This is a genomic window from Halobacillus halophilus (assembly GCF_020171985.1).
GTDB classification, from domain to species: Bacteria; Bacillota; Bacilli; order Bacillales; family Halobacillaceae; genus Halobacillus; species Halobacillus halophilus_A.
The window spans coordinates 111115-133503 of the sequence record NZ_JAIVAL010000003.1 but is presented as its reverse complement, the minus strand read 5'-3'; the positions used below and the strand labels follow the sequence as shown (position 1 = coordinate 133503).

Genomic DNA, 22389 nt, shown 5'->3' with positions numbered 1-22389 from the left:
GGTGCCAGTGAATAGAAGTAATTATCGTAGGAGAAATGTATGAAATTTGATGTTAGAGCAGAACGTTTATCAATGTTCGGTACCTTTGGTATTATTCTGATTTGGAATATATTGATTGATATTTTTGGGTTTTCCATACCCTCATTCACCATTACTTTATTAATTATTGTGGTATTCAGTGGGTTTCGATTTAAATTCGAAGTAGGTCACGAACAGTTGTTATACCGACTCCTATTCTTTAAAAAGACCATAAATGTAAGAAAGCTGGCGCCTGAGGATATATCTCAAATCACGTTTGTCCGGAAGATGTGGGTTCTAAAGGCTGTTATGATCAATGTTAAGAACGGAAAGAAAATTCGATTAATGGAACTCTATCCTTCCACAGCTTTTGATTATTTAACAGAGTTTGCTGATAAGCATGAGGTCGACTTACATAAAACAAGAGATTATTTGAGGTTAGAGAATAAAATGGATAAGTGATGGGGAGGCCGAATCATTTCTGTAGAAAAGGGGTAGGTTGATCATAAAAAGATCCCAATCATCAACCATTGGGATCCTGTTCATCCATTTTTTTCAGAGGAGATGCCTTCCACATTCACTTTAAAAGCTTTGGAAATTGAACCAAGGAATTCGCGATTTTTATTATACCAATCCAACCTTACATAAAAACTCTCTTTACGTTTGTCTTTACTAGCGCTATGGATCGTTATTTCATTGCCTTCTAGTCTTCCCCCTTCAATCGTTGTATCATAATACCTTGACAAATGAGTCTGAGATGGCTGTTTACCATCAATGTGCACCTGGATCGACTTACCATCTTTTACCTGCATAGGTTCCAAACCCTCTGTCATTTCCTTATGGTTCATCTCATCGATGGTGGCAGAATTCTTCGAACAGTCAGGGGCAAAACAACTGCGTATATCATTTGTTTCAATTTCTTCCCCTTCATATGTAAAGGTGACGCTCGGCCTTTCCTCTAATACCTCTTTACTTTCGTCTTGAGTTTCTTTAGAAGCGGAACCTGAATCAGAACTAGAAGTAGGTTTATCTGTTTCCCCAGGCTGACAGGCCGCTAATAGCAATAGTAGAACTATATAGACAAGCTTTCGCACAGTATTCCTCCTTTCCAAACCAAAACCTAATTTGATTCCTCGAATTATTTAGCCTTCCTTCGTATGTCTCAAACCATCTTATTTTATAATCTAAAAGGAAAAACACTGGATTCAAATATAAGGTATCGAATCCGGTGCTTTTGTGCTCAATACTTAGAGGTGATAGTGGTAAAGTAGATCTCATTACTTTAAATCTCCATACTCCGTCCCCCATACGTGCATCTCTTCAAGAATCGGCATCAGCGTCTTACCGAATTCTGTAATGGAGTACTCTACTTTGGGAGGAATGCTATTATATTGTTTTCGATGAATGAAGCCGTCCTCTTCCAGCTCTTTAAGCTGCTGACTTAAGACTTTATGCGAAACACCGGGAAGTAATCTTCTTAAGGCATTGTAACGAAGCGTTCCATCTACATTCAGGTGCCACAAAATAACAGTTTTCCACTTGCCTCCTATTTTTTTCAATGTATATTCAATCGAACATTTCAATTTACCGTCCTTATCCATTGGAGCATCCATTTTCTATACCGCCCTTCCTTACTTTTGAGTAAGTGTCTCACTAAAAAGTGCATACTTACATCCTCTATTACTAAAAATTATAATGGATGTTGTACAAAAAAAGAAATGAAGGGAACGATCGTATGCACACTTATCCAAGAGCATTTTCTCATATAGGATTATCCGTACCTAATCTGGATGAGGCGGTTCAGTTTTATACAGACGTATTTGGCTGGTATGTCATTATGGAACCTTCAGAGGTGAAGAATGATGATACGCCGATTGGACAAATGTGCCGTGATGTCTTTGGCAATGATTGGGAAGAATTTAGAATAGCCCATTTATCAACCGGAGACCGGATCGGTATCGAACTATTTGAATTTCCGGAAAACGAGCAGCCGGAAAATAACTTTGAATACTGGAAAACGGGTATCTTCCATTTCTGTATTCAGGATCCGGATATTGAAGGAATGGTTGAAAAAATAAAGCAGCATGGAGGAAAGCAGCGCATGCCGATCCGTGAATATTATCCTGGTGAAAAGCCATTTAAAATGGTTTATGTAGAAGATCCTTTTGGGAACATTTTCGAGATTTACACGCACAGTTATGAATTAACCTACTCAGAGGGTGCTTATTAAATAGGTAAGGGGCGAATCTTAATAAAGGGATTCGCTCTTTTTTTGAAAAACTTACTAATGAAAATGGGGTTGGATACTTGGGTGAAGTGGGGAGTCTACTGAAAAGTCGGGGGAATCCGTGAAAATTTGAAACAGTCTATTCCTATTATACGTATAATAAATCAGAGAGAAAGGTTTAGGAGAGGTGATCCTTATCAGTGAATGGAACATCCAATACAGCAACACGTCCATTTGGAAAAAGAAAGCCAGGGGAGCTTTGTTCAATTGGTTAGGGCAGGTAGTCGTTCTATTTTTTATTTTGTTCCGTAATGGCCGCGTGGAGGAATTCATGGTGTATCTAGTTGGAGTGTTAACCGTGATCAGTATGTGGCAGATGATCCATTACTTGAAAATGCCGGAGCGGGATTACATTCGTTTTGAAGAACAGGCCATCGATATCCGTCGCGGTATTGCTGATCCAAGATGGCGGGTAGACGATGAAGAAGTGAAGCGGGTCCAGCAGATTGGGGATGTGCTTACCATTCGGAAGGAAAGCGGAGAGGAGGAAGAGATTTATTTGGAAAACGTTAACGAAACTGATGCGGATAAAATCATTAAAGAACTTCGTAAACGGTACGGTGATCGGATGCATACAAAAGCTGACGAAGAATCCTAATCGACTCTAGACAACACCACCCGTCAAAAAACGGGTGGTGAAAAGAATTGATTACATTCCTATTAGAGATAGTAAGAAGGTCATCATACATACAACCATTAATAACCCCAGGCTGTACTTCAGTGTCATTTTAAACAACGTAGATTCCTGGCCTGTTTGTTTTACCGCCGCTGTTGCAATAGCGATGGACTGAGGGGAAATCAGTTTGGCCATAACCCCGCCGGCCGTATTAGCAGCAAGTAACAGTGCCGGATTTGCCATGATTTGATTCCCCGTGACCACCTGTAAGTGGCCGAATAACGCGTTATTACTGACCACAGACCCCGTTATGAACACACCGAGCCAGCCGAGAATAGGACTGAAGAGAGGAAATAGGGCGCCGGTTTTCGCTAAAGCCAGCCCAATGGCTGAACTCAACCCAGCGAAGTTGGATAAGTTCGCGAAGCCCATGACAAAACAAATGGTCAATACGGGTATCCATAAATCCTGGATGGTTATTTTTAAAGAGTTCATCCCCTGGGGCAGGGTGATTGCTGAACTGAATAATCCAGTAAGGAGAACAGCCACTAAAATCGCAGTCCCTGTCGCAGATATCAAGTCTAATTTAAAAAGGGCATCTAAAGCGACCGTGTCAGGTGCAATTGGCGGTGCTTTTAGGATTTCCTGATGGAGAAAAGGAACAGGAATAAAGGCCGTAGTTTTTTCTAAAAGCCCATCCTCGCTGAATAAAGCTTTAAAGGAAGGCAGGCTCCAGACGGTAATGGTAGCTGTAAGGATATAGAAAGGGGACCAAGCTTTAATGATTTCTTTAACGCTGTAGGACTCGCCCTGTTGAATATCCGGTGCGTTCTCCTCACGGTGAATGGTTTTCGGCTGCCATTTTCTAAGAAATAAAGCCAGTCCGGCCATACTTAATAATGCAGCGAGAATGTTCGCAAGCTCAGGTCCGAGGAAGAGAATGGTGAAAATCTGAGCCCCCGTATAAATCACGCTGACGACCAGCAGGGCAGGCAAGGTTTCTTTTATTCCTTTTACTCCGCTCAGAATGAACACGAGTAAAAATGGAATAGCGAAGGAAATCATCGGAAGAATGTAGGCGAGTGTTCTGGAAAGCTCCATTGTTTCCAAATTTCCCATCTGAGCGCCTACAATGACAGGAATTCCGATCGCGCCAAATGCGCCGGAAGCAGCGTTTGCGATCAGGCACAAAGCCGCTGCTTTCAACGGGCGGAATCCAAGCTCTACAAGAAGAGCGGCACTAATAGCAATCGGTACGCCGAATCCGGCAGCACCTTCGAGGAACGCATTAAAGCTGAATCCAATTAAAAGCAGCTGAAGACGCTGGTCCTGAGAGATGTTTGCAATGCTGGAACGAATCACCTTAAATTTCCCTGTGCGAACGGCGATCTTATACAGCCAGACCGCCATGATGACAATGTAACCGATCGGCCACAGTCCATTAGCTACGCCGTGCAGGGAGGCTGAAACAGCTTTTGTAATGGGCATGTCAAAGAATACAATGGATACGAGAATACTTAATGCAAGTGTGAGGAAAGCAGCTAAGATCCCCTTCATTCTAAAGCGTGTCAGTGCTAAAAAGAAGAAAAAGATGGGGATAGCTGCGATCAGCGCACTCACAAATACATTTCCAAACGGATCATACTGCTGTAACCACATGGACGATCAACTCTTTTCTTGAGAATAATCTAGGTTGTTGGCTGGTTTTCAAAGTTGGCGCCCAGGATATCTTTAAGGACGTTCACACTATGGTCGAACTGCTGTTGTTCTTTTTCATTCAAGCTGACTTCTACAACATTTCGAATGCCAGTGCGGTTTACTACGGCTGGTACTCCAATATAAACGTCTTCAGCATTGTACTCTCCGTTTAAATGAGCACTTACAGTTAGAATACTGTTTTCATTATTTAGAATAGCTTTTGAAATACGAGTCAGTCCCATGGCAATCCCGTAATACGTTGCGCCTTTCTTCTCGATGATATGGTAAGCTGCATCACGTACATTAGTGAAAATCTCATCAAGGTCTTCCATGTCATATTCGTGATGACGTTCCATTAATTCAAATACGGGTACCCCGCCGATAGAAGCATGGCTCCATACTGGAAGCTCGGTATCTCCATGCTCTCCAATGATATTGGCGTGAACGTTAGAAGGAGCTACATCAAAATATTCTCCTAATAGAAAACGGAATCGGCCGGAATCCAGTATCGTTCCACTTCCGATGACGCGTTCTTTCGGAAGTCCACTGAATTTCCAAGTCGCATAAGTTAAAATATCCACTGGGTTCGTAGCAACTAAGAAGATTCCGTTGAAGCCGCTCGCCATGACATCATCGACGATGCCTTTAAAAATAGTCAGGTTCTTTTTCACAAGATCCAATCGAGTTTCTCCAGGTTTCTGGTTCGCCCCTGCACAGATGCAAACAATGTCAGCATCTTTACAGTCTTCATACTGACCGTACCAAGTTTTTGTTGGATTTGGAGCGAAGACCTTACCGTGGTTTAAGTCCATGGCATCTCCCATTGCTTTATCTTCATTCAAATCGATGATGACGAATTCTTCCGTAACGGATTGGTTCAGCATAGCAAATGCATAGCTGCTTCCTACGGATCCTGCTCCAATAAGTGCCACTCGGTTTACTCGTTCTCTAGTCATATGAATTCCTCCTAAATGGTATCTGTGAATGATTGTGAAATATATCACATGTTTATTGTGCAACATTCTGGTTATTGAATCAATAGGTTTTGTGAATATTTTCACAAAGTAATCCTGTTTGTAAAATGCAAGCGTTTTCTTGTTCACATATTGTTCAAAATATATTCTGAACTTGGTAAACTTGGATTTAAAAGAAATGGAAACACGTCTATATAATGAATTTATTTTTGAATACTTTGTTCTTTTTGCAACCATTGTGGAATCTAATCGTAAAGAAAGAATGGAAAGATCGTAAGTGAATGAGCAAGGTTATAAAAGCTATGAAATGAGGGGGCGGAGCAATTGGATTTTTTCTTCTACATTACGATCATCGTTGGTTTTTCTCTTATCTATTATGGATATGGCAAAAAAATAGATAATGACCTTAAAAAGAAAGAACTGGAAATTGAAGAGAAAAAGATAGAGCTGGAAATAAAGAGGTTAGATCATAAGGATGGCGAAAAGGAGAAGGAAGAGCAGTAATGTTTCTGAATAGTGAACGATGACTTTTAGGGAGGTGATTTTTTTGAAAACCTATGTGATCTTGTTTATGGTTGTTTTTCTAATGCATGGAATGACCCTGGTAAACGTTACGTTTTTTGACGGCAATTGGAATGGAATTGTTTTAATGCTTTCCAATCTATTATTTCTAGTTGCCTGCGTCTATTTTGGAACAGAGTTTCGGGCACGTAGAAGAGTTAAGAGTTAGTCCGGGGGGATTAGAGAGATTCTAAAGGAAGTGATTTTACCGCCGGAAACCTTTTGTGACTGGCTGATCTTGATCTGTAAACAGGGAGTATGGCGCGTACACTTTTGGATAAATAAAACCCACAGATGAAGAACACCTGTGAGTGAATCGTTTCATGATTCTGTTTCTACCGTATCTAACCAATTAATGATTTGCGAGGAAATCTCGTGGTTGTTTTTGTCGATCATCATTAAGTGCGAGTTTCCGTTAATCCCTTCTTCTGTTAGCTGGATCACTTCGCCTGTGCCGCCGTTTTCATTTACCATGTTAACGGTTGCTTGTACAGCTTCCAGGCGACTTACCTGGTTGCGTGATTCAAGGTAATCTCCGTAAACGCCAAGGTATGGAATCTCCGCGAACGTTTCTTTTATTTCCTGCTCGTCTGTTGGAGACCCTACAGGTTCGATGGCGATGATCCCTTTCACTAAGTCTGGACGCTGACGAGTCACTTCATAGCCAATTTCGCCTCCCATAGAATGTACCATCAATATGGCTGGACCTTTATCCTCTAATAAAGAAATCATGTTATCTACCTCTTGCTGACTGACTCGAGAAGCGCCTCCTCCGCCAGCTTTTCCACCGGATTCAGTTCCGCCTCCGGCTTGTCCTTGCCCTTGTCCGCGCTGGGTATCTGCATCGCTGTCCTGGCCTCCACGCGCATTTCCGCTGCCGCCAGTTGAACTTGAGCCGCCCCCAGCAGTTACTTGCATAGGAATCCCCGCGTAGAATTGGTCAAAGGCTTCTGACGGAAACTGTCCGTCTTCGTAAGGTTCATTTGGAGCGGAGCCTAAGCCCCAGCGCTTCCAAATTGACTGAGAATCCCATTTGGACATCGGGGAACTTGCCTCAGATTCAGAAAGACCGGCACTAGCAAGGTCTGACGTATCTACGGTATAGACCGGATAACCGGCTTGTGCAAAATCATATGCCCAACCATTACGAGAGTCGGGGGTACTTTCATAAATGTCAGCCCCTAGTCCAAGACCAGGCACCATGATAACTGGTGTACTGTTCGATTCATAAGGGATGAACGAATGAATCAGAGACTGAGTATCCTGGGAATCTCCTACATAAAAATCATCCATTGTCTCAAGCGTAACGCTGCTTTCTTCATCCTCTGCACCGGAAGCGTCAGAAGAATCGCTCGTAGCGGTGGGACTGCTCTCCTCTGTCGTTTGGCTGTCTTCTGCCGTCTCGTCTTCCTTGCTTGTATCGGTACAAGCACCTAGTACAAGAAGGGCGGTCATGAGTGCCAAGCTGAGTGATATTTTTTTCATAAAGATCGAAAACTCCAATGCTATTTAGTATGTATTGGATCGCGTCCAACAACTTCATTATGGCACAGGGAGTGTGGTGAAAATTTGGGGATTGTGTGTAATAAATGTGTAATTTTATTGTAATCATTACTTTTTTAATATCAGCTCTGCAGGAGTCAGGAACAGAAGTGTTTATCTTGAATTTTTCATTTCCATTTCAGCCATTTTAAAGATCATTTCCTGATAGTCCTTTTCAAATAAAAATAAATGACCTTGTCCTTCAAGGGGGTGAAATACAGCATTCGGAATATGATCCGCAAGATGTTCTCCGTAAGAAAAAGGCACCAATCTGTCTTCTGTTCCATGAAAAATATGGATTCTCCCCGAGATATTTTTAAGCTTCACACCCCAATCCACATAGTGGACAGCCGCGTCGATCGCAACACCCTTTCCGCCCTGTCTGAAAGCCTCTTTCTGTTCAGCTATAAAGCGTTCTTGAAAATGCGGATCTTGCGCAATTTTTTTGTCCGTTGCACTGACCGTCTTCAAGAGACTGTTGATGGTCAGTTTTGGGAACATCTTCATGGCGATCCCCATCCCTTTAAATAACAAGCGGAAAAGTAGAGGGGATTTCTCAGCCAATTTGATAGACAATCGGTCTGCAGGTGCTTCCAGTCTCTCAGCAGCCCCGGGCATTTCAGCGAAATTCGTGTATCCTGCAAAAGCAAAGTTAAAGGTTAAACGGTCTGCTAATGAGTAGCTGCAGACAGTCGTGTGGGCTCCTCCACTGGAGGTACCCATCGCACCGAATGTATCAATTCCAAGAGTATCCGCAAGCTCTCTGATATCTTCCGGGTAATCAAGCAGTGCTCGATTTTCTTTAATCGTCGAACCCCCCATTCCAGGACGATCCATCGCAATGATCCGGAATCCGAATTTCTTTGCTGTACTGTCCAGGGAGAGGGCTTCTATCCTTGATCCGGGTCCTCCGTGAGCATAGAAGATCGGATAGCCAGAGAGATCTCCAAACTCGCAGTAGGCGAGTGTGCGGGCATCTTTTGTTTGTATCGTATTGGTTTGAACTTCTGTCATCGTGAACCCCTCTTTTCTTTGCACTTCCTAAAAAACCTTTTATTCTCCCGTGGCTATTACGTACTTCTTCGATAATCCGTTATATTCTACTATGATGACAGGCGATTTCTCTTCAGTCGCAAAGATATCGGCCCCCATGGGTGCTTTCGTGGCCATTCCTTTTCTTACTTCGCCTAATCTTTTCCCTTTTTGATATCCTTTTTCTTTTACCCATTCAGCTCCATGAGTATAAACTTCGCCATCTTCCAACTCTATTAAATCAGCGTCCGGGTTCAGTTTTAATACTTGGCTCCTTGATAGAAGTCCACCTTCATTAGCGCCTGGATAACAACCAGCTACTATGAGAAGCAGGATAAAGCAATACGTAAAATGTTTCATGATTTACCTCCTGTGCCAGGCTGCAGTGAGTCTCACTCACGTATAGTTCTCTTCTCTCATAACTATAACATTGGACTCGTTGTGGTAGATTAGTACGTTTTTAAAAAGAACTGCGTAGTAAGACCGGTGGAATACTTGTAACGGTGCAAATAGTATCGTAAGTTTTTAGTATTCTAATATAACCTGTTTATCCTTATAGATCTAACTAGTACCTCTATTAATGGTGTTTTTACTAGGGGTGATCTAGTGTTTTGGTGAATTAATATATCTAAATAATATATAAGAAAAGTTTCGGGTGGTTTTGCTAAGGGTAACGGTCTCCATATTAGTCATTTTCTTTCAGGGAGGAGGAGAGAATTGTGAGGAAAATGGAGATCGAAATTCCTGCGATATCTATCATAGGGTTACTTGCTTTATCCGTTATCTTCGGATGGTTCCGGTATGGCTATGGTTTATTAGTGCCCGAATTTAAGCAGGCTTTTGGTGTGTCCGCTTCTACTTTGGGAGTCATCTCAAGCCTGTCTTTCGTTTCCTTTTTAGCAGGGGTGGTGGCCGTATTAATGGTAGTTTCTAAATTTGGTTCGCGCCCGGTTATTCTTATCGGGATCTTTGCTGCATCAACAGGTTTATTAATGGCTTCCCTCACTTCAAATCCACTTATTTTTACAGTGGGGTGTGTGGTGGCCGGCTTGAGTCCCGGTTTAACATGGTCTTCTTTTTCTGAGAACGTGAATCAGCACGTTAAGAAAACGGTCCAGGAGCGGTCGCTTGCGGTAATTAGTACCGGTTCGACTCTGGGGTTAATCGTAATCTCCACAAGCTATCTGTTCCTGGATGGACAGTGGAGAATCATTTGGATCACAGGAAGTGTCATAGGCTTCTTGATTTTTATATGGGCTTTTCGTTCCATTCCATCCTCCAATCATGATAAAGGCGGTGGAAAAGGAGTTAAAATTAACAAGCGATCCTTTCTCACGAAAAACGCGAGACCGCTGTATGTAGCGTCCTTATTGTTTGGGATTACGGAATCGACTTATTGGACGTATGCCGCTGACTTTGTGAAGGAAAATTTCTTCGTGGATAATTCGAACGCCATCTTTTTCTTAATTACGGGTCTTGGAGGAATTGCAGGCTTATGGGCTGGCGATTTAATTAACAAATTAGGTCATAAAATCTGCTTCGCCGTTACGATTCTACTCTACTCGATCAGTATGGTGGTTCTGTTCATCTCGCAATCCTGGTTGTTTGTCGGAATGTCAGGACTGCTATTCGGAAGCACGTTTATGCTTTATGCTGCTTACCTGCCAATCTGGAGTGCCAAAGTATTTCCTGATACACCTGAGAAAGGCTTCAGTGTAAGCGTCATTCTATTAAACATCGGGGCGATTATAGGTCCTGCCGTTTTTGGTGGAGTGTTAAAATTCGCCGGATACGAGTGGGTGTTTCTAATCATTGGATTGATTGCCTGCCTGAAAGTATTAGTCATGCCTAGCACAAGAGAGGCATAAAAGGAGTAATGGAAAAATCCGCCACCTCAGGTCATCCATAATCTGGATGACCTGAGGTGGGTTTTTTTGGCAGCGGAGAAGAAGGGTTTTATTCTATGTTTATCGAAAATTGAACGTAATGATCGTGTTGTATAGTTCATAGAACAAGAAACGAAGGGGATCATTTATGACTAATTATTTGATTAATCAAATAAGAGAACTGGAGGAAGCGCACTTAAATCTTAAGGTAAGAGAATCTCCTGAAGAACTCGATAAGATATTGGCAGATGATTTCTGGGAGATCGGCAGTTCAGGCATCATCTATGATAAGAAAGAATGTCTGGAACTTGGAGTCGTATTATCGCAGATGAACTTATATAACTATAAGATTGAAAGGTTAGCTGAAGGTGTTGTGCTCGCCACTTACTTTATTGAAGATCAAACGAGGAATAGACATACCCTGAGGAGTTCTATTTGGAAGTTCATAGATAACAGATGGCAGTTGTATTTTCATCAGGGAACGATAACGCAATTACAATTGAAAGATGTAACGTGATCCGATCCTAAGCTTTGAAAGGAGAGGAAGACAGCTATGCTTGAATACTTTGTTTTACTTCCATTGATGGTGGTCGTTTTTTATTCCTTATATATGGCGGCGGTATTTCCGAACTTCATCACATATGCAAGTTACGCTTATTTCCTGATTCTTACACTGATTTTTGTGATTCTCAGGGAAAGAATTAAATCCAACTATGCCTTAGAGTCCGCAGCCTATTGGGAAAAGAACTCGGTGTTAGTAGATACGATGATGTGGCTCTATTTAATTCCCGGGTTTGTGATTATCATATTTGCTCTGATCTATTGGTTTAAAGGGAGGGAAGGCAGAAGGTACAAGCAAATCGTTGCGAGTGTCATAGGTTTAATTCTTTTCTTCATTTATAATTATGCCATATTCGAATTGTTCTTAGGTTACAGCCGGTAATGGGTATTACATGGTGGAAGTGAAATGAAGGTAATGTTTCATAGGAGGCAATTATCATGATTAGGGCTATTATTTTTGATTTAGATGGAACGTTATTGAACCGGGATGAGTCATTGAAGATCTTTATATCCAAACAGCACGAGCGATTGGAAAAGTGGCTGGGACATGTTCCTAAAGAAGAGTACATACGGAGATTTATTGAACTGGATGATCACGGATATGTGTGGAAAGATGAGGTATTTGAACAACTAATGAAAGAATTTGAAATTGAAGGGATTTCTGTTCAAGAGTTACTCGAAGATTACTTAAGCTTCTTTAAGGACAGTTGTGTGCCATTTCCTGATCTCTTAGAAACATTAGATGAACTAAAGCAAAACCATTTCCTCATTGGAATGATTACCAATGGAAAAGGGCAGTTTCAAATGGATAACATCAGAGCGTTGGAAATAGATCGATATATAGATACCATTCTTATATCGGATTGGGAAGGGATTAAAAAACCTGATCCCATCATTTTTAGGAGAGCAGCAGAGAGGCTTAAGATATCACCGGAAGATTGTGTGTTTATAGGTGATCACCCAGAAAAAGACGTGAAAGCAGCTCAGGAAGTTGGGATGAGAGGAATTTGGATAAGGAACAATCAATGGAATGGCGCAGAGGCGGATGATGTGATTGATGATTTAGCAGAGATCCCTGATATCATACTGCATCCTTAGGCATAAACTGTGCTTCCAGTGAAAATGAAAAAATCCACCCCGGATCGATCAGGGGTGGATTTCATAAAATAATCTAAACTCACAAACTTCTTATTTACTTCTGGTATCACCCAGCATCTGGTCCACGTAGCCCCGAATAACCGGACTATTTATCGTCGTCAGATAACTAAGCATCCATTTAATGGCTTTTTTATTTGGAGAGGTGGTATTAACCTCTTCTTCTACAGAATCCAGAGTAGAGAGAAGCTTATGCTGATTCTCTTCACTGAGATTAAGGTGAGGGACCATTTCTCTTAGCTGCTTAATGCTTAACCTTGTCAAATTGTAATTCTGGTTGTCTTCATCTGTTGGACTCATATTAGCCCAGGTCAGAATCGGAGCCTGGCTGCTCTGGTTCAACTGAGTCATATACCCATCCAGACACTCCATTAAGAATGAAGTAACGTGAGAGGAGTCAACATTTGACTCCATCACCATGAATTGTTTTACATATTCCTTGGTCAAACCATTCAGCATAACGGCTGCATCCATTGAATAGGATTTATCCGCTTGATCATAGACACTAGCGACCAGCAATTGTTGATGATCAATCAAGGATTTATCGCTGAATGTCGCAAGGGCCATATTTACAGCCTCAGCATCAGCAGGTTGATGGACCATTTTACGTAACCACAGACCTCGTCTAATACGGGCCTCAATCTGGTAATAGATCTTTTCAGACGGTGTCAGCTTGTCGTCCGTATTGATCTTTGCAAACTCCTGATCCAGATCTTTCTGACTATGGTCAATCAAGCCGGAAAGTAAACTAAACTTGGTCGTATAGTAACCGTTCAGTTCTTGTTCTTTCATTTCATTCTTCTGAGCTACTTCGGCCATGCTGGCAGATGTGTATCCTTTTTGGATAAAAATATCTTCAGCATTGCTTAAGATATGGCTTTGAGATGCTCTATTCTTATGATCTGTGGCAGCCAGTTCATCCTTATAAATGCTGTCACGGTCAAAAGAAGGAGAGGTCTTTTCCGTTTTGCTTTCTACTTTCGTTCGTTTCTTTCTGCCGATTTTAGAAAGCAGTTCATACACTACAGGTACAATTAACAGGGTCAGCAGCGTCGAACTTGCGAGCCCGCCGATAACCGTTAATCCGAGACCTTTACTAATAATTGATCCGCCTTCTAATCCTAAAGCAAGCGGCAGTAACGCACCGATGGTCGCAAGGGCAGTCATAAGGATCGGACGTAATCGGGTCGTTCCCGCATCAAGAAGCGCTTCACGAGTTGTAAATCCTTCTTTCTCACGCTGGATGACCCGATCGATTAATACGATTCCGTTTGTAACGACAATTCCGATCAGCATAAGTCCACCAATCATCGCTGAGATACTCAACGTTTCGCCGCCGATCAGCAGCCCGAGTACTGCGCCGATAATTGTAAATGGCAGGGCAAATAGAATCGAAAATGGTGCCAAAGCTCCGCCAAAGAAGATCACGAGTACCAAATACACGATGGCAATCGCTGCGATCATGGCAAGACCCAGCTGACTGAAGGATTCATTAATATCCTCGGTCACGCCTCCAATAGAAATATCAACGGAGGCAGGGTAGTCAATGTTATCAATCTCTTCCTGCACGTCGGCAGAGATCGAGCCAATGTCATCAGAAGAAGATGTCGCGCTTACACTCGCATAGACCTGACCGCCTTGTCGGCTGATCGTATCTTCTGTAGTGCCTTCTTCCACTTCTGCAATATCATCGACCTGCACAGTCTGGCCTAGCGGCGTCTGAATTTCTTCATTCGTCAATTCATCAATGCTTTCATAGCTGTCGTTCTCAATTTCAAGATATACCTGTAGTTCTTCGCCGTCCTGCTGCACGGTGGTAACTTCCGGACGTTCGCGGTTCGGACTCAGTGTCTGACCAACCTGACCTGCTGTGAGTCCGAGACTGCTCAGTTCACTAGGATTCGCTACCAGCGTGTACTCTTCATAGGACTCAGACAGGCTTGATTCGGCGTCTGACAGGTCTTCCTGGTCGTTTAGAATCTGCGTCACTTCTTCTACATAAGGTTTGATTTCCTCGGTAGAATCCCCGAATACCTGTACTTGAATGTCACTGCTGGAACCGGTAGAAGAGAAGTCCTGGTTACTCCAGTCTCCACGATCGGTCATTTCCTTTAGATCATCCATAACCTGCTGTTTCTCATCAGAAAAGTTCTCCGTATCTTCGTTGTACTCTACGAAAAATGCTGCCTGATTAGAGGCACCAGGGTTCATTGGTTTTTCCCCGCCTACGGAATATTGAATGTTTTCGACGTCTTGACGGTCAGCGAAATATTGATAGGCATCTTCCGCAATCCCTTCCACATCTTCAACGGTCTGGCCAGGGGCCGGACTGTACGTTGGCATGACCATTTTCTCTTCTTCAGAAGGGAGGAAGCTTACCCCTACCAGTGGAATTAAGGCAATACTTCCAGCAAGGATCGCGACAGCGGCCAGGGAAGTAATGATTTTGTGATTTAATACACTGTTTAGAACTTTCTTATAGCCTTTGGCCATTCTTCCAGGACCTTCTTTATGACTCTTAACGGCCTGCTTTTTATTTAATAGACTGTGAGACAGCATTGGCACAATGGTGATCGCAACCACCAGGGAGGCAAGCAAGGCAAATACAACCGTTAAGGCAAAGGGAAGAAAGATTTGGCCGACGACGCCTTCAACTAATCCTAATGGCAGGAAGACGGCAATCGTTACGATCGTAGATGAAAGGATCGGCATAAACATTTCCTTCGTAGCGGATCGTATCAGGTCTTTACCTTCCAGTTTCTCATCAGTCAGCGACATTCGCCGGTAAATATTCTCGACAACTACAATGGAGTCATCGACCACTCTCCCTATAGCTACCGTCATCGCCCCAAGGGTCATAATGTTTAACGTAATGCCCATTTGGTTTAATACAATAAGAGCGATAAACAGAGATAGTGGAATGGAGATAACTGAGATAATCGTAGTTCGGAAGTTTCTTAAGAACAATAGAATAACAGCTACTGCAAATAATCCTCCAAAGAGGGCTTTATTTAACATCGTGCTGACGGATTCTTCAATCGGTTCACCCTGATCAAAGGAGTAAACGAATTCTATTCCATTGATGTCTTCTTCAAACTCGGAAGCTTGATCTTTCACTAGGTTAACCACGTCAACCGTGTTCGCTTCCTGAGATTTAACAATCTGTATCGAGATGGACTCTTCTCCATTTGTTCTGGAAATGGAATCCGTCTGGGCTACAATCTCAAGATTGGCCACTTCGGAGAGTGGAACCGTAGGGATACTCTCTGGAGCTGATTGGCCTGAACCTTGCTGACCGGCTCCCTGTCCATTCTGGGAAGGGGTAAGCGGGATTTCAAGATTCTTCAAGTCTTCCAGATTCGTAACGTTTCCATCCATAACGACCGATTTTTTCGTGTCATCGAACGTGTATAAGCCTAATGGGAAAGCAACATCGGCGCCCTGAATATAATTGGTCACGGTTTCCTGATCCAGCCCGTTTTCCTGTAGGGCTTCTTCATCAAAGTTCATTTGAACTTCCTGGACCTGCTGACCGGAAACTTGAACATCAGCAACTCCTTCCAATCCCTCAAGCTCTGGAACGATGGTATCGTTAACGGTGGCCGTTAAATCTTCTAAACTACCATTTTCGTTAAGCACGCTCATACTGATAACGGGAAATGCATTGAAGTTCACCCGGGATACTTCGGGTTCCTGAGCGGATTCGGGAAGCGTGAAGGAATCCACTGCTTCCTGCAGTTCGTCCTCAGCTTCATCTAAATCTTTACTGTAGCTGTATTCAAGCTGTAAACTTGAAGCATTCTGGAAGGAAGATGAACTGACGGTCTTGACCCCGTTCAGATTTTCTACCTGCTGCTCCAGCGGTTCTGAAATTTCATCTGCCACCTCTTCCGGAGTTGCTCCCGGATACGTAGTGGTTACGGTAACAATTGGTGGATCAATGTCTGGAATGGTTTCCAGTTTCATGTTCAATCCCGAATACAAGCCCGCTGCTGTTATAATGATTGTAATTAACCAGACAGCGAATTTGTTGTTCATGGAAAAATTTATAATCTGCTTCATTTGTTCCTCTCCTTTCAATTTGACCGCTTAGTCAACCTGTTCTAAAATATACATGACCGACTGGTCATAAGTCAAGAATCAAACTCTGAATGTAAAGAAAGGGTTACGATCAATATGGATCCAAAGAAAAAGAATATTATAGAGCAAGCGATCAAGCTATTTGCAAGAAAAGGTTTCAGTTCTACTTCCGTGCAGGAAATTGCTAAAGAATGCAATATTTCCAAAGGTGCTTTTTATCTTCATTTCAAGTCTAAAGATGAGTTGTTATATGAATTGTTTGAGCATTACTGGAGAAGAATGCAGCGGAGGGTTAATGAAGTTTCTTCCGAGCCTCTTGAACCACGAGAAAAGTTTGCCCAACAGCTGAAAATTACAATCGAGGAAGTGGCGAATCACAGGGAATTTATTATTATGCAAATCCGTGAACAAGTTATTCCTTTTAATGAAAATATCGAGCAGCTTATTAAAAAGATGCGCTACCATTCGTATTTGTTTTATAAAAATCATTTGATTTCCCTCTATGGAAAAGAGGCGGAGGCTTATGCCTGGGAAGGAAGCTTAATTACTCAGAGCTTAGTCAGTAATTATATTGATTTAATCATCGTGGATAACGTGGAGTTTAACTTTCTAGAAGTAGCGGACTCTATTGTCTCGAAGGTGGATTACATGATGAAGGGGATTATGGAAAATAAGGATACTCCCGTTATCACGGAGGAAATCATCGAGCAGATGACTCCTGATGACTTCAATCTCTCACAACTGGATGAAGTGATCCGGGAGTTAAAAGAAGTCACGGTGTCAGAAGTAGATCAGGGTATTAAAGATACTGCTGAAGTCCTCGTTCTTGAATTGGAACGCCCTTCTCCGCGTGTAGCAGTGGTCAAAGGAATGGCGTCTAATCTTGAAAAACATGAAGAGTATTTAGATTTAGCATCTAAACTAAGAGCGTATTTTATTTAAAACAGTGATCACACTAAAGGACAGTTGAAGACTCAGTTTCGAGATATCTTTGGTCCGTTACTTATTATAGAGGAGGGATGGCTGCGGAAACAACTCGTCTTGTTCCATCACCCAGACACTCGAGACATAAGCCGATCATCAACGGATTGAAAAACCGCCATCCTTTTGATGATCGGCTTATGCTGGTCGTGTCTTTCGGGGTGATTCCACATTTGAACAATTTCCTGCGGCCCTACACGATGTAGGGTCGATCGACGTTGCCACAGGACGTGGCGACTTTAGTCGATCCTCCTTTTACTAGGAGCCTCCTCGGTCGCTGTCACTCCCTGTGGGGTCTCGCCTAGATCCTTCTCCCGCAGGACCAAATTCTTACAAAAGTCTCGAAATCAAGTCTTCAACAAACTTTAGCTTATCTGAAATATTCAACACTGAGGATTAACAGAGTTATTTGTAATTCAAGAAGGGCTCGCTCATTGTCTGGATGTTCCATTGGTCTTTCTATCGATATGACCATCAAGTCAAAGTTAGAAGAATAAAAACATTATCCTGTTTTATCCATTGACTATCCGGTCATTTCCGTTTATGTTAGTAGTGTAATTGAATAGTTTCCTAATAAGGGGAGTAGCTTTTACAGCAAAGTCGTCAATCCAGAGTGGGACTCACTCTCGGCTTTGTTGGCAGTGAGTGCTGTTAGCAAGACCTTACCGTCGAGGTAGAGGTCTTTTTTGTATTGAGTGACCTATACATCGTGTAGGTCACTTTTTTTATAGATAAAGAGGAAAAATGAATAAAACCATATCATGATGCCACTCAAAAGGGAGTGAATAGAGCAATGTCTAAAACTTTTAATAGGAGCATCCAAAAATTAAAAGATGAAGGCGTAAATATTGAAGTAACGCCAATGAAGAAGAAAGAGTGGAAGACTATGTTTTCTGGTAGGAAGGAACGTCCCTTTATTTATTTTAAGCCAAGCAGATATCGGGAGACTTAATCAAAGAATGAGCCAAATTAACTGGCCTGTCAGACATCTGTAACAAGGATTTTTGGTTTGAAAAAGAGAATAGGGATAAAGAGGAGAAGAGAGGCTGAGCTTGAAAGAACGGAGTGATTGAGCTTTGCAGTTCGAAGAAATAAATATAAGCAGGCATAAGGAAATGATCATAGAGTTTCGAAAAGATTCATTCAAAGCAAGCTTTGGCGATTTATCAAATTTTGGAGAAGAGGAAGATTATCTCCGCTGGATACAATCTAAAATCACTGCTTTCCCCGAAGGCTTCGTTTTAGTAAAAGAAGATGGTCATTATATCGGTCAGTTAGAGTTGTCTATTACTGCATATGAAGGAAGACTGATAGGCTACGTCCATTTATTTTACTTGATACCTGAGAAGCGCGGATTGGGTAAAGGAAAAGAATTAGACCATTATGCGGTTCAGTTTTTCAAAAAACATCTTGTAAACGAGTATCATTTAAGGGTAGCACCGGAAAATACTTCTGCCCTTGGCTTTTACCGAAAGCTCGGGATGGAGGAAATAGGTAGGGAAGTTGAGGGAAGAGTGATTCGAATGAAAAGGAGTATGCCGGATGATAGATTTCAGTAAAAAACCTCGTATTATAGGAGAAAAGGTTATTCTGAGACCTTTTCAAAAGGGAGACCTTCCCTATATAGAAGAATGTATTAACGACCCGGAAGTTCAAAAACTGACAGGAAGCACTTCCCCTATAAATAAAGAAAAGCTGAAGGAATGGTATTCGACAAGAAATGAGCAGCCTGATCGTCTGGATCTCGCTATCGTAGACCGGAGTCAGGGAGTGCTGGTAGGGGAATCAGTGATTAATCTGTACGATGAAGGAAGCCACAGCATGAATTTCAGGACGCTGATCGGTCCAGGGGGAAGGGACCGCGGTTTAGGGACAGAAGCGACAGGGCTTATCATTGATTACGTATTTCAGCATACGGACCTGCATGAGTTGACCCTTAGTGTTTTTGAATTTAATCCTCGCGCCAGAAAAGTTTATGAAAGGCTAGGGTTTGTGGAATATAGTATAGATCAAGATGATCTTGAATTTGAAGGAGAAGGGATAGACTCTATCAATATGAAACTGACCAGGCAGGCCTGGAAGGATAGAAATACCGAGAATCCTTAATTGGAAGGAGTCGGAACAAATCGATCAATAAAAGCCGTTTTTATACTGGATAAATAGATAGTTGAATGGAGGATATCATGAAACAAATGGCGGGCAGTCTAGCTCAAATTTTTTTAGGAATATGTATTTTAGCAGGATCCTGGATGATCGCCGATGCGTTAAAAGAAAGCAATCGCGCCGAGCCTGCGGTGGAACAGGTACAAGTGAAGCCACAGGTGAAAGATCAATTAATGACCCACCTGGAATTACAAGAATACTTAGGTATTAAGCAGGAACAATTAGAAAAGATCCTGCCGCAAAAGGATGGAAACGTCACGAAGAGCCAGATTCCCTACATACAGATTGGCTATGAATACTACTTTCCGGTCAAAGCGGTAGATCAATGGCTGGAGGAAACGGAAGCTGCCAGTTTTGATAAAGGTACATAAAATTCCCAATAAATTGTTTGTAGAATTTGTTAATATCCAAATGTAAAGAGTGGAGGAATGAGATAGATGCCTGTATGCAAAAACTGTAAAGAAGAATGGAGATGGATCGAAACGATAAAAAAATCCCTTACCTTAGCTACAGGCATGACTTGTCCTTACTGTGGCAAGAAGCAATACCTGACGGCTGCCTGCAGAAAGAAAAGCAGCCTAAGTATTCTTCTTATTCCTCTCGTCATGTTGATAGCCATCTTGTTCGATAACTCTTCCCCGTTCTTTTTATTTTTCTTAATAGGAACGGGAGTCCTTGTGGTGTGCATACAGCCGTTCATTATGGAATTATCCGATGATGAGGAGCCACTCTGGTAATGGGGCCAGGTTATGAAAAGAGAGAGGAGATTTATGTATGAAAGAAACCGATTTTTCTCGTATTGCTGATCATTATGATCACAACCGTTATCGAATTGATGAATTAGAGAAGGACACGACCTTAATGGCTTATATGAAGGAACATAAGAAAGAGAATTTCGAAGTACTCGATTTATCATGCGGAACAGGTCTTTACCTTGCTAAGCAAGTTCCGTTATTCCATGATTCACACGTTCGGTGGACTGGATTGGATGCGTCGGAAGCCATGCTTGAAAGAGCGAAAGAAAAGCTTGAATCCATTCAGTTGGTTCATGGTTATGCTGAAAATATGCCATTTGAGTCAGCCCAATTTGACTACATAATGAATAATTATTCGTTCCATCATTATATGGAAAAAGAAAAAGCTATAGATGAGATCACCCGTGTTCTACGTGTCAATGGACTGTATAAGATGCATAATATTGCTATTCACACCATGCCAAAATGGTGGGTATATCACTATTTTCCTGAAGCTTATGAAGAGGATGTACAAAGATTCTGGCATCATGAGGTGATTTATGAAGCCCTTACGAAAGCAGGTCTTGAAGTGCAGTTGCACGTGGACTATCGCCGTGAGGAGGTCGCGGTGGCGGACTATCTTCCGTATGCAGTAAACCGGGATATTTCCGTACTCACGTTAATCAGTGACGAAGCATATGAGAAAGGACTGAACAAAATGCAGCAGGAGGTAGAGAAAGATCCTTTCCTAACCATTCCTCATGAATTTGCCGAGCTTTACCTCACTGCAAAAAAATAAGCCTCATTTTAGAATAATTACGAATGGAGATAATGCAGGAGGGTTGGTCCTTTCTTAAGCGCCTCAAAGGGAAGGGATCCTTGTCATTAGGCCACACCATCCGCGTTAAAAAACGGAGTATCCCTCTTCTGTTCCTGCATTCTTCCTTCATTAAAATCCTTTACCACTACGTCAATCTATAAACCGGCGATGCCCTTTATTTCATAATTGGAAGGTTGGTATAGCCGATAACTATGGGATAGCGTATTAGTTTGCTTAGAATCACGACGGTTTCCATTCACAAAACGAAATTTCTGTTGACTGTGTGGTGTACCCCATAGTTTAAGCTAAAAGAGAAGAGGAGGCGTCCTCATGTATAAAGTCAGCGAGTTTTCAGCTTTAACAGGATTAAGCAAAGAAACATTACGTTACTATGCCGAAGTCGAGCTTTTAGAACCTGTCTTTACCGATCCATCCAACCAATACCGATACTACGACGACGGATCCTACCTGCTCGCATTATTGTTGGGGAAGCTGCGTGGCTTCGGCTTGAGCATTCAGGAAATGAAGACCGTTATGAATGATCAATCCTTTAACAATCTGGAAAAGTTATTGCTGGATAAAAGGAAAAATATTGAGGCTGAGATTGAAGAATTGCGTGCGAAGATAGAAGATATTAATGAGTTTATCGAGTCTGGAAAGGAGTCGGATGAATAATGGAATGGAAAGAGGAGCGCATCATTGACGCGAATATTGAAACCGTATGGACCTTGTTTCAGGAAGAGAACATGCCGCTCATTATGCCGAAAGTAATTGAGAACGAACCGGTGCACATAGAAGAGGGTGGAGTAGGATCTCAGTATCGTCAAAAGTATCAGGAGGGTAAACGAGTAGAAACCTATATTGTGGAAACAGTGGGTTATGAAGATACGGATGACAAAAAATATAAACAACTCAGCTTTACCTTGGCGAAGGCGTTCGAGATTACTTTCTCTTTTACGCTGGAAAAAATGGAGGAGAACAGGACCCGCTTTATTTATGAAGGGAAGAACCAGGGAGTGAACTTTGTCGGCAGGGCGCTTATGAAGCTGGGAAGTAAGAAGAACAATCAAAAGGTTGTCCACGAATTTATGGATAGGGTAGAGGAAGAAGCTTTAAAAGCAGAAGCGAAGACGTAAAAAAGGAGCGCAGCCGCTCCTTTTTTTGCATGGGAAAATGGGATACCACTGCGCCCCCTCTTCTTACCACATAGGTAGAAGCAATAGGGTGCCTGTGAATGGATACCATAAGCTTAACGCTCAATTTGATTCATAATAACACGTC

24 protein-coding genes and 1 pseudogene are annotated in these 22389 nt (G+C 42.2%); 17 read left to right on the top strand and 8 right to left on the bottom strand.

All coding sequences use genetic code 11. The features are described from left to right. Positions 1-39 precede the first annotated feature (39 nt). A complete protein-coding gene (locus tag LCM11_RS07475) occupies positions 40-480 on the top strand; it encodes a hypothetical protein (RefSeq protein ID WP_224893621.1) in 441 nt (146 codons plus the stop codon). Positions 481-560: 80 nt separating this feature from the next. On the opposite strand, the gene LCM11_RS07470 is transcribed toward LCM11_RS07475, so the two are convergent. Both LCM11_RS07470 and LCM11_RS07465 read right to left on the bottom strand, forming a co-directional pair. Further along, positions 561-1112, bottom strand: a complete 552-nt coding sequence (locus tag LCM11_RS07470) for a hypothetical protein (protein WP_224893620.1) — start codon at positions 1110-1112, stop codon at positions 561-563. Between the two features lie 183 nt (positions 1113-1295). Beyond that, positions 1296-1631 (bottom strand): winged helix-turn-helix transcriptional regulator, encoded by a 336-nt coding sequence (locus LCM11_RS07465; RefSeq protein WP_224893619.1) that lies wholly within the window; start codon positions 1629-1631, stop codon positions 1296-1298. 122 nt (positions 1632-1753) lie between these two features. Here LCM11_RS07465 and LCM11_RS07460 point away from each other — a divergent pair, with 122 nt between their 5' ends. Continuing rightward, on the top strand, positions 1754-2248 hold the full coding sequence (locus tag LCM11_RS07460; protein ID WP_224893618.1) for a lactoylglutathione lyase family protein: 495 nt from the start codon (positions 1754-1756) through the stop codon (positions 2246-2248). A 184-nt stretch (positions 2249-2432) separates the two neighbouring features. Next, positions 2433-2903, top strand: a complete 471-nt coding sequence (locus LCM11_RS07455; RefSeq protein ID WP_224893617.1) for a hypothetical protein — start codon at positions 2433-2435, stop codon at positions 2901-2903. 51 nt (positions 2904-2954) lie between these two features. Here the strand turns inward: LCM11_RS07455 and LCM11_RS07450 are convergent, their stop codons facing one another. Next, the gene (locus LCM11_RS07450; protein WP_224893616.1) at positions 2955-4580 is read right to left on the bottom strand and encodes an L-lactate permease; all 1626 of its coding nucleotides are present in this window, start codon (positions 4578-4580) and stop codon (positions 2955-2957) included. 29 nt (positions 4581-4609) lie between these two features. Beyond that, entirely contained in the window at positions 4610-5575 is a 966-nt protein-coding gene (locus LCM11_RS07445; protein WP_224893615.1) for an L-lactate dehydrogenase, read from the bottom strand. 342 nt (positions 5576-5917) lie between these two features. Here LCM11_RS07445 and LCM11_RS07440 point away from each other — a divergent pair, with 342 nt between their 5' ends. Beyond that, positions 5918-6097 (top strand): hypothetical protein, encoded by a 180-nt coding sequence (locus tag LCM11_RS07440; protein ID WP_224893614.1) that lies wholly within the window; start codon positions 5918-5920, stop codon positions 6095-6097. 43 nt (positions 6098-6140) lie between these two features. Next, positions 6141-6323 carry a hypothetical protein gene (locus tag LCM11_RS07435; RefSeq protein ID WP_224893613.1) on the top strand — a complete coding sequence of 61 codons (183 nt, stop codon included), beginning with the start codon at positions 6141-6143 and terminating at the stop codon, positions 6321-6323. 152 nt (positions 6324-6475) lie between these two features. Here the strand turns inward: LCM11_RS07435 and LCM11_RS07430 are convergent, their stop codons facing one another. The 3 genes from LCM11_RS07430 to LCM11_RS07420 all read right to left on the bottom strand — a co-directional run bounded on the left by LCM11_RS07430 (position 6476) and on the right by LCM11_RS07420 (position 9088). Beyond that, the gene (locus LCM11_RS07430) at positions 6476-7639 is read right to left on the bottom strand and encodes a hypothetical protein (RefSeq protein WP_224893612.1); all 1164 of its coding nucleotides are present in this window, start codon (positions 7637-7639) and stop codon (positions 6476-6478) included. A gap of 171 nt (positions 7640-7810) precedes the next feature. Further along, the gene (locus LCM11_RS07425; protein WP_224893611.1) at positions 7811-8710 is read right to left on the bottom strand and encodes an alpha/beta fold hydrolase; all 900 of its coding nucleotides are present in this window, start codon (positions 8708-8710) and stop codon (positions 7811-7813) included. Between the two features lie 39 nt (positions 8711-8749). Continuing rightward, positions 8750-9088: a hypothetical protein gene (locus tag LCM11_RS07420; RefSeq protein WP_224893610.1), complete on the bottom strand. Its 339-nt coding sequence runs from the start codon at positions 9086-9088 to the stop codon at positions 8750-8752. A gap of 368 nt (positions 9089-9456) precedes the next feature. Between LCM11_RS07420 and LCM11_RS07415 the strand changes: the two genes are divergently transcribed. The 4 genes from LCM11_RS07415 to LCM11_RS07400 all read left to right on the top strand — a co-directional run bounded on the left by LCM11_RS07415 (position 9457) and on the right by LCM11_RS07400 (position 12273). Then, positions 9457-10596, top strand: coding sequence for an MFS transporter (locus LCM11_RS07415; protein WP_224893829.1), 1140 nt, complete (start codon positions 9457-9459; stop codon positions 10594-10596). 166 nt (positions 10597-10762) lie between these two features. Then, entirely contained in the window at positions 10763-11131 is a 369-nt protein-coding gene (locus LCM11_RS07410) for a DUF4440 domain-containing protein (protein ID WP_224893609.1), read from the top strand. Positions 11132-11167: 36 nt separating this feature from the next. Further along, the gene (locus tag LCM11_RS07405) at positions 11168-11557 is read left to right on the top strand and encodes a hypothetical protein (RefSeq protein WP_224893608.1); all 390 of its coding nucleotides are present in this window, start codon (positions 11168-11170) and stop codon (positions 11555-11557) included. A 56-nt stretch (positions 11558-11613) separates the two neighbouring features. Further along, complete coding sequence (locus LCM11_RS07400; protein ID WP_224893607.1) at positions 11614-12273, top strand: HAD family hydrolase; 660 nt, start codon at positions 11614-11616, stop codon at positions 12271-12273. A 1038-nt stretch (positions 12274-13311) separates the two neighbouring features. Here LCM11_RS07400 and LCM11_RS07395 read toward each other — a convergent pair. Then, positions 13312-16392 (bottom strand): annotated as a pseudogene (locus LCM11_RS07395) (efflux RND transporter permease subunit); the annotation flags it as partial. Between the two features lie 114 nt (positions 16393-16506). Between LCM11_RS07395 and LCM11_RS07390 the strand changes: the two are divergent. The 8 genes from LCM11_RS07390 (at position 16507) to LCM11_RS07350 (ending at position 22244) form a co-directional block, all read left to right on the top strand. Next, entirely contained in the window at positions 16507-17352 is an 846-nt protein-coding gene (locus LCM11_RS07390) for a TetR/AcrR family transcriptional regulator (protein WP_224893606.1), read from the top strand. Positions 17353-18506: 1154 nt separating this feature from the next. Beyond that, positions 18507-18950 (top strand): GNAT family N-acetyltransferase, encoded by a 444-nt coding sequence (locus LCM11_RS07380; protein WP_224893605.1) that lies wholly within the window; start codon positions 18507-18509, stop codon positions 18948-18950. Continuing rightward, the gene (locus LCM11_RS07375; protein WP_224893604.1) at positions 18934-19497 is read left to right on the top strand and encodes a GNAT family N-acetyltransferase; all 564 of its coding nucleotides are present in this window, start codon (positions 18934-18936) and stop codon (positions 19495-19497) included. The genes LCM11_RS07380 and LCM11_RS07375 overlap by 17 nt, the downstream gene beginning before the upstream one ends. 77 nt (positions 19498-19574) lie before the next feature. Next, a complete protein-coding gene (locus LCM11_RS07370; RefSeq protein ID WP_224893603.1) occupies positions 19575-19925 on the top strand; it encodes a helix-turn-helix domain-containing protein in 351 nt (116 codons plus the stop codon). Positions 19926-19991: 66 nt separating this feature from the next. Continuing rightward, positions 19992-20291, top strand: a complete 300-nt coding sequence (locus LCM11_RS07365; protein WP_224893602.1) for a TIGR04104 family putative zinc finger protein — start codon at positions 19992-19994, stop codon at positions 20289-20291. Positions 20292-20328: 37 nt separating this feature from the next. After that, on the top strand, positions 20329-21087 hold the full coding sequence (locus LCM11_RS07360; protein WP_224893601.1) for a class I SAM-dependent methyltransferase: 759 nt from the start codon (positions 20329-20331) through the stop codon (positions 21085-21087). A 351-nt stretch (positions 21088-21438) separates the two neighbouring features. Beyond that, a complete protein-coding gene (locus LCM11_RS07355) occupies positions 21439-21783 on the top strand; it encodes a MerR family transcriptional regulator (protein WP_224893600.1) in 345 nt (114 codons plus the stop codon). Beyond that, positions 21783-22244, top strand: coding sequence for an SRPBCC family protein (locus tag LCM11_RS07350; RefSeq protein WP_224893599.1), 462 nt, complete (start codon positions 21783-21785; stop codon positions 22242-22244). Before LCM11_RS07355 ends, LCM11_RS07350 begins: the two co-directional genes overlap by 1 nt. Positions 22245-22389: the final 145 nt, after the last annotated feature.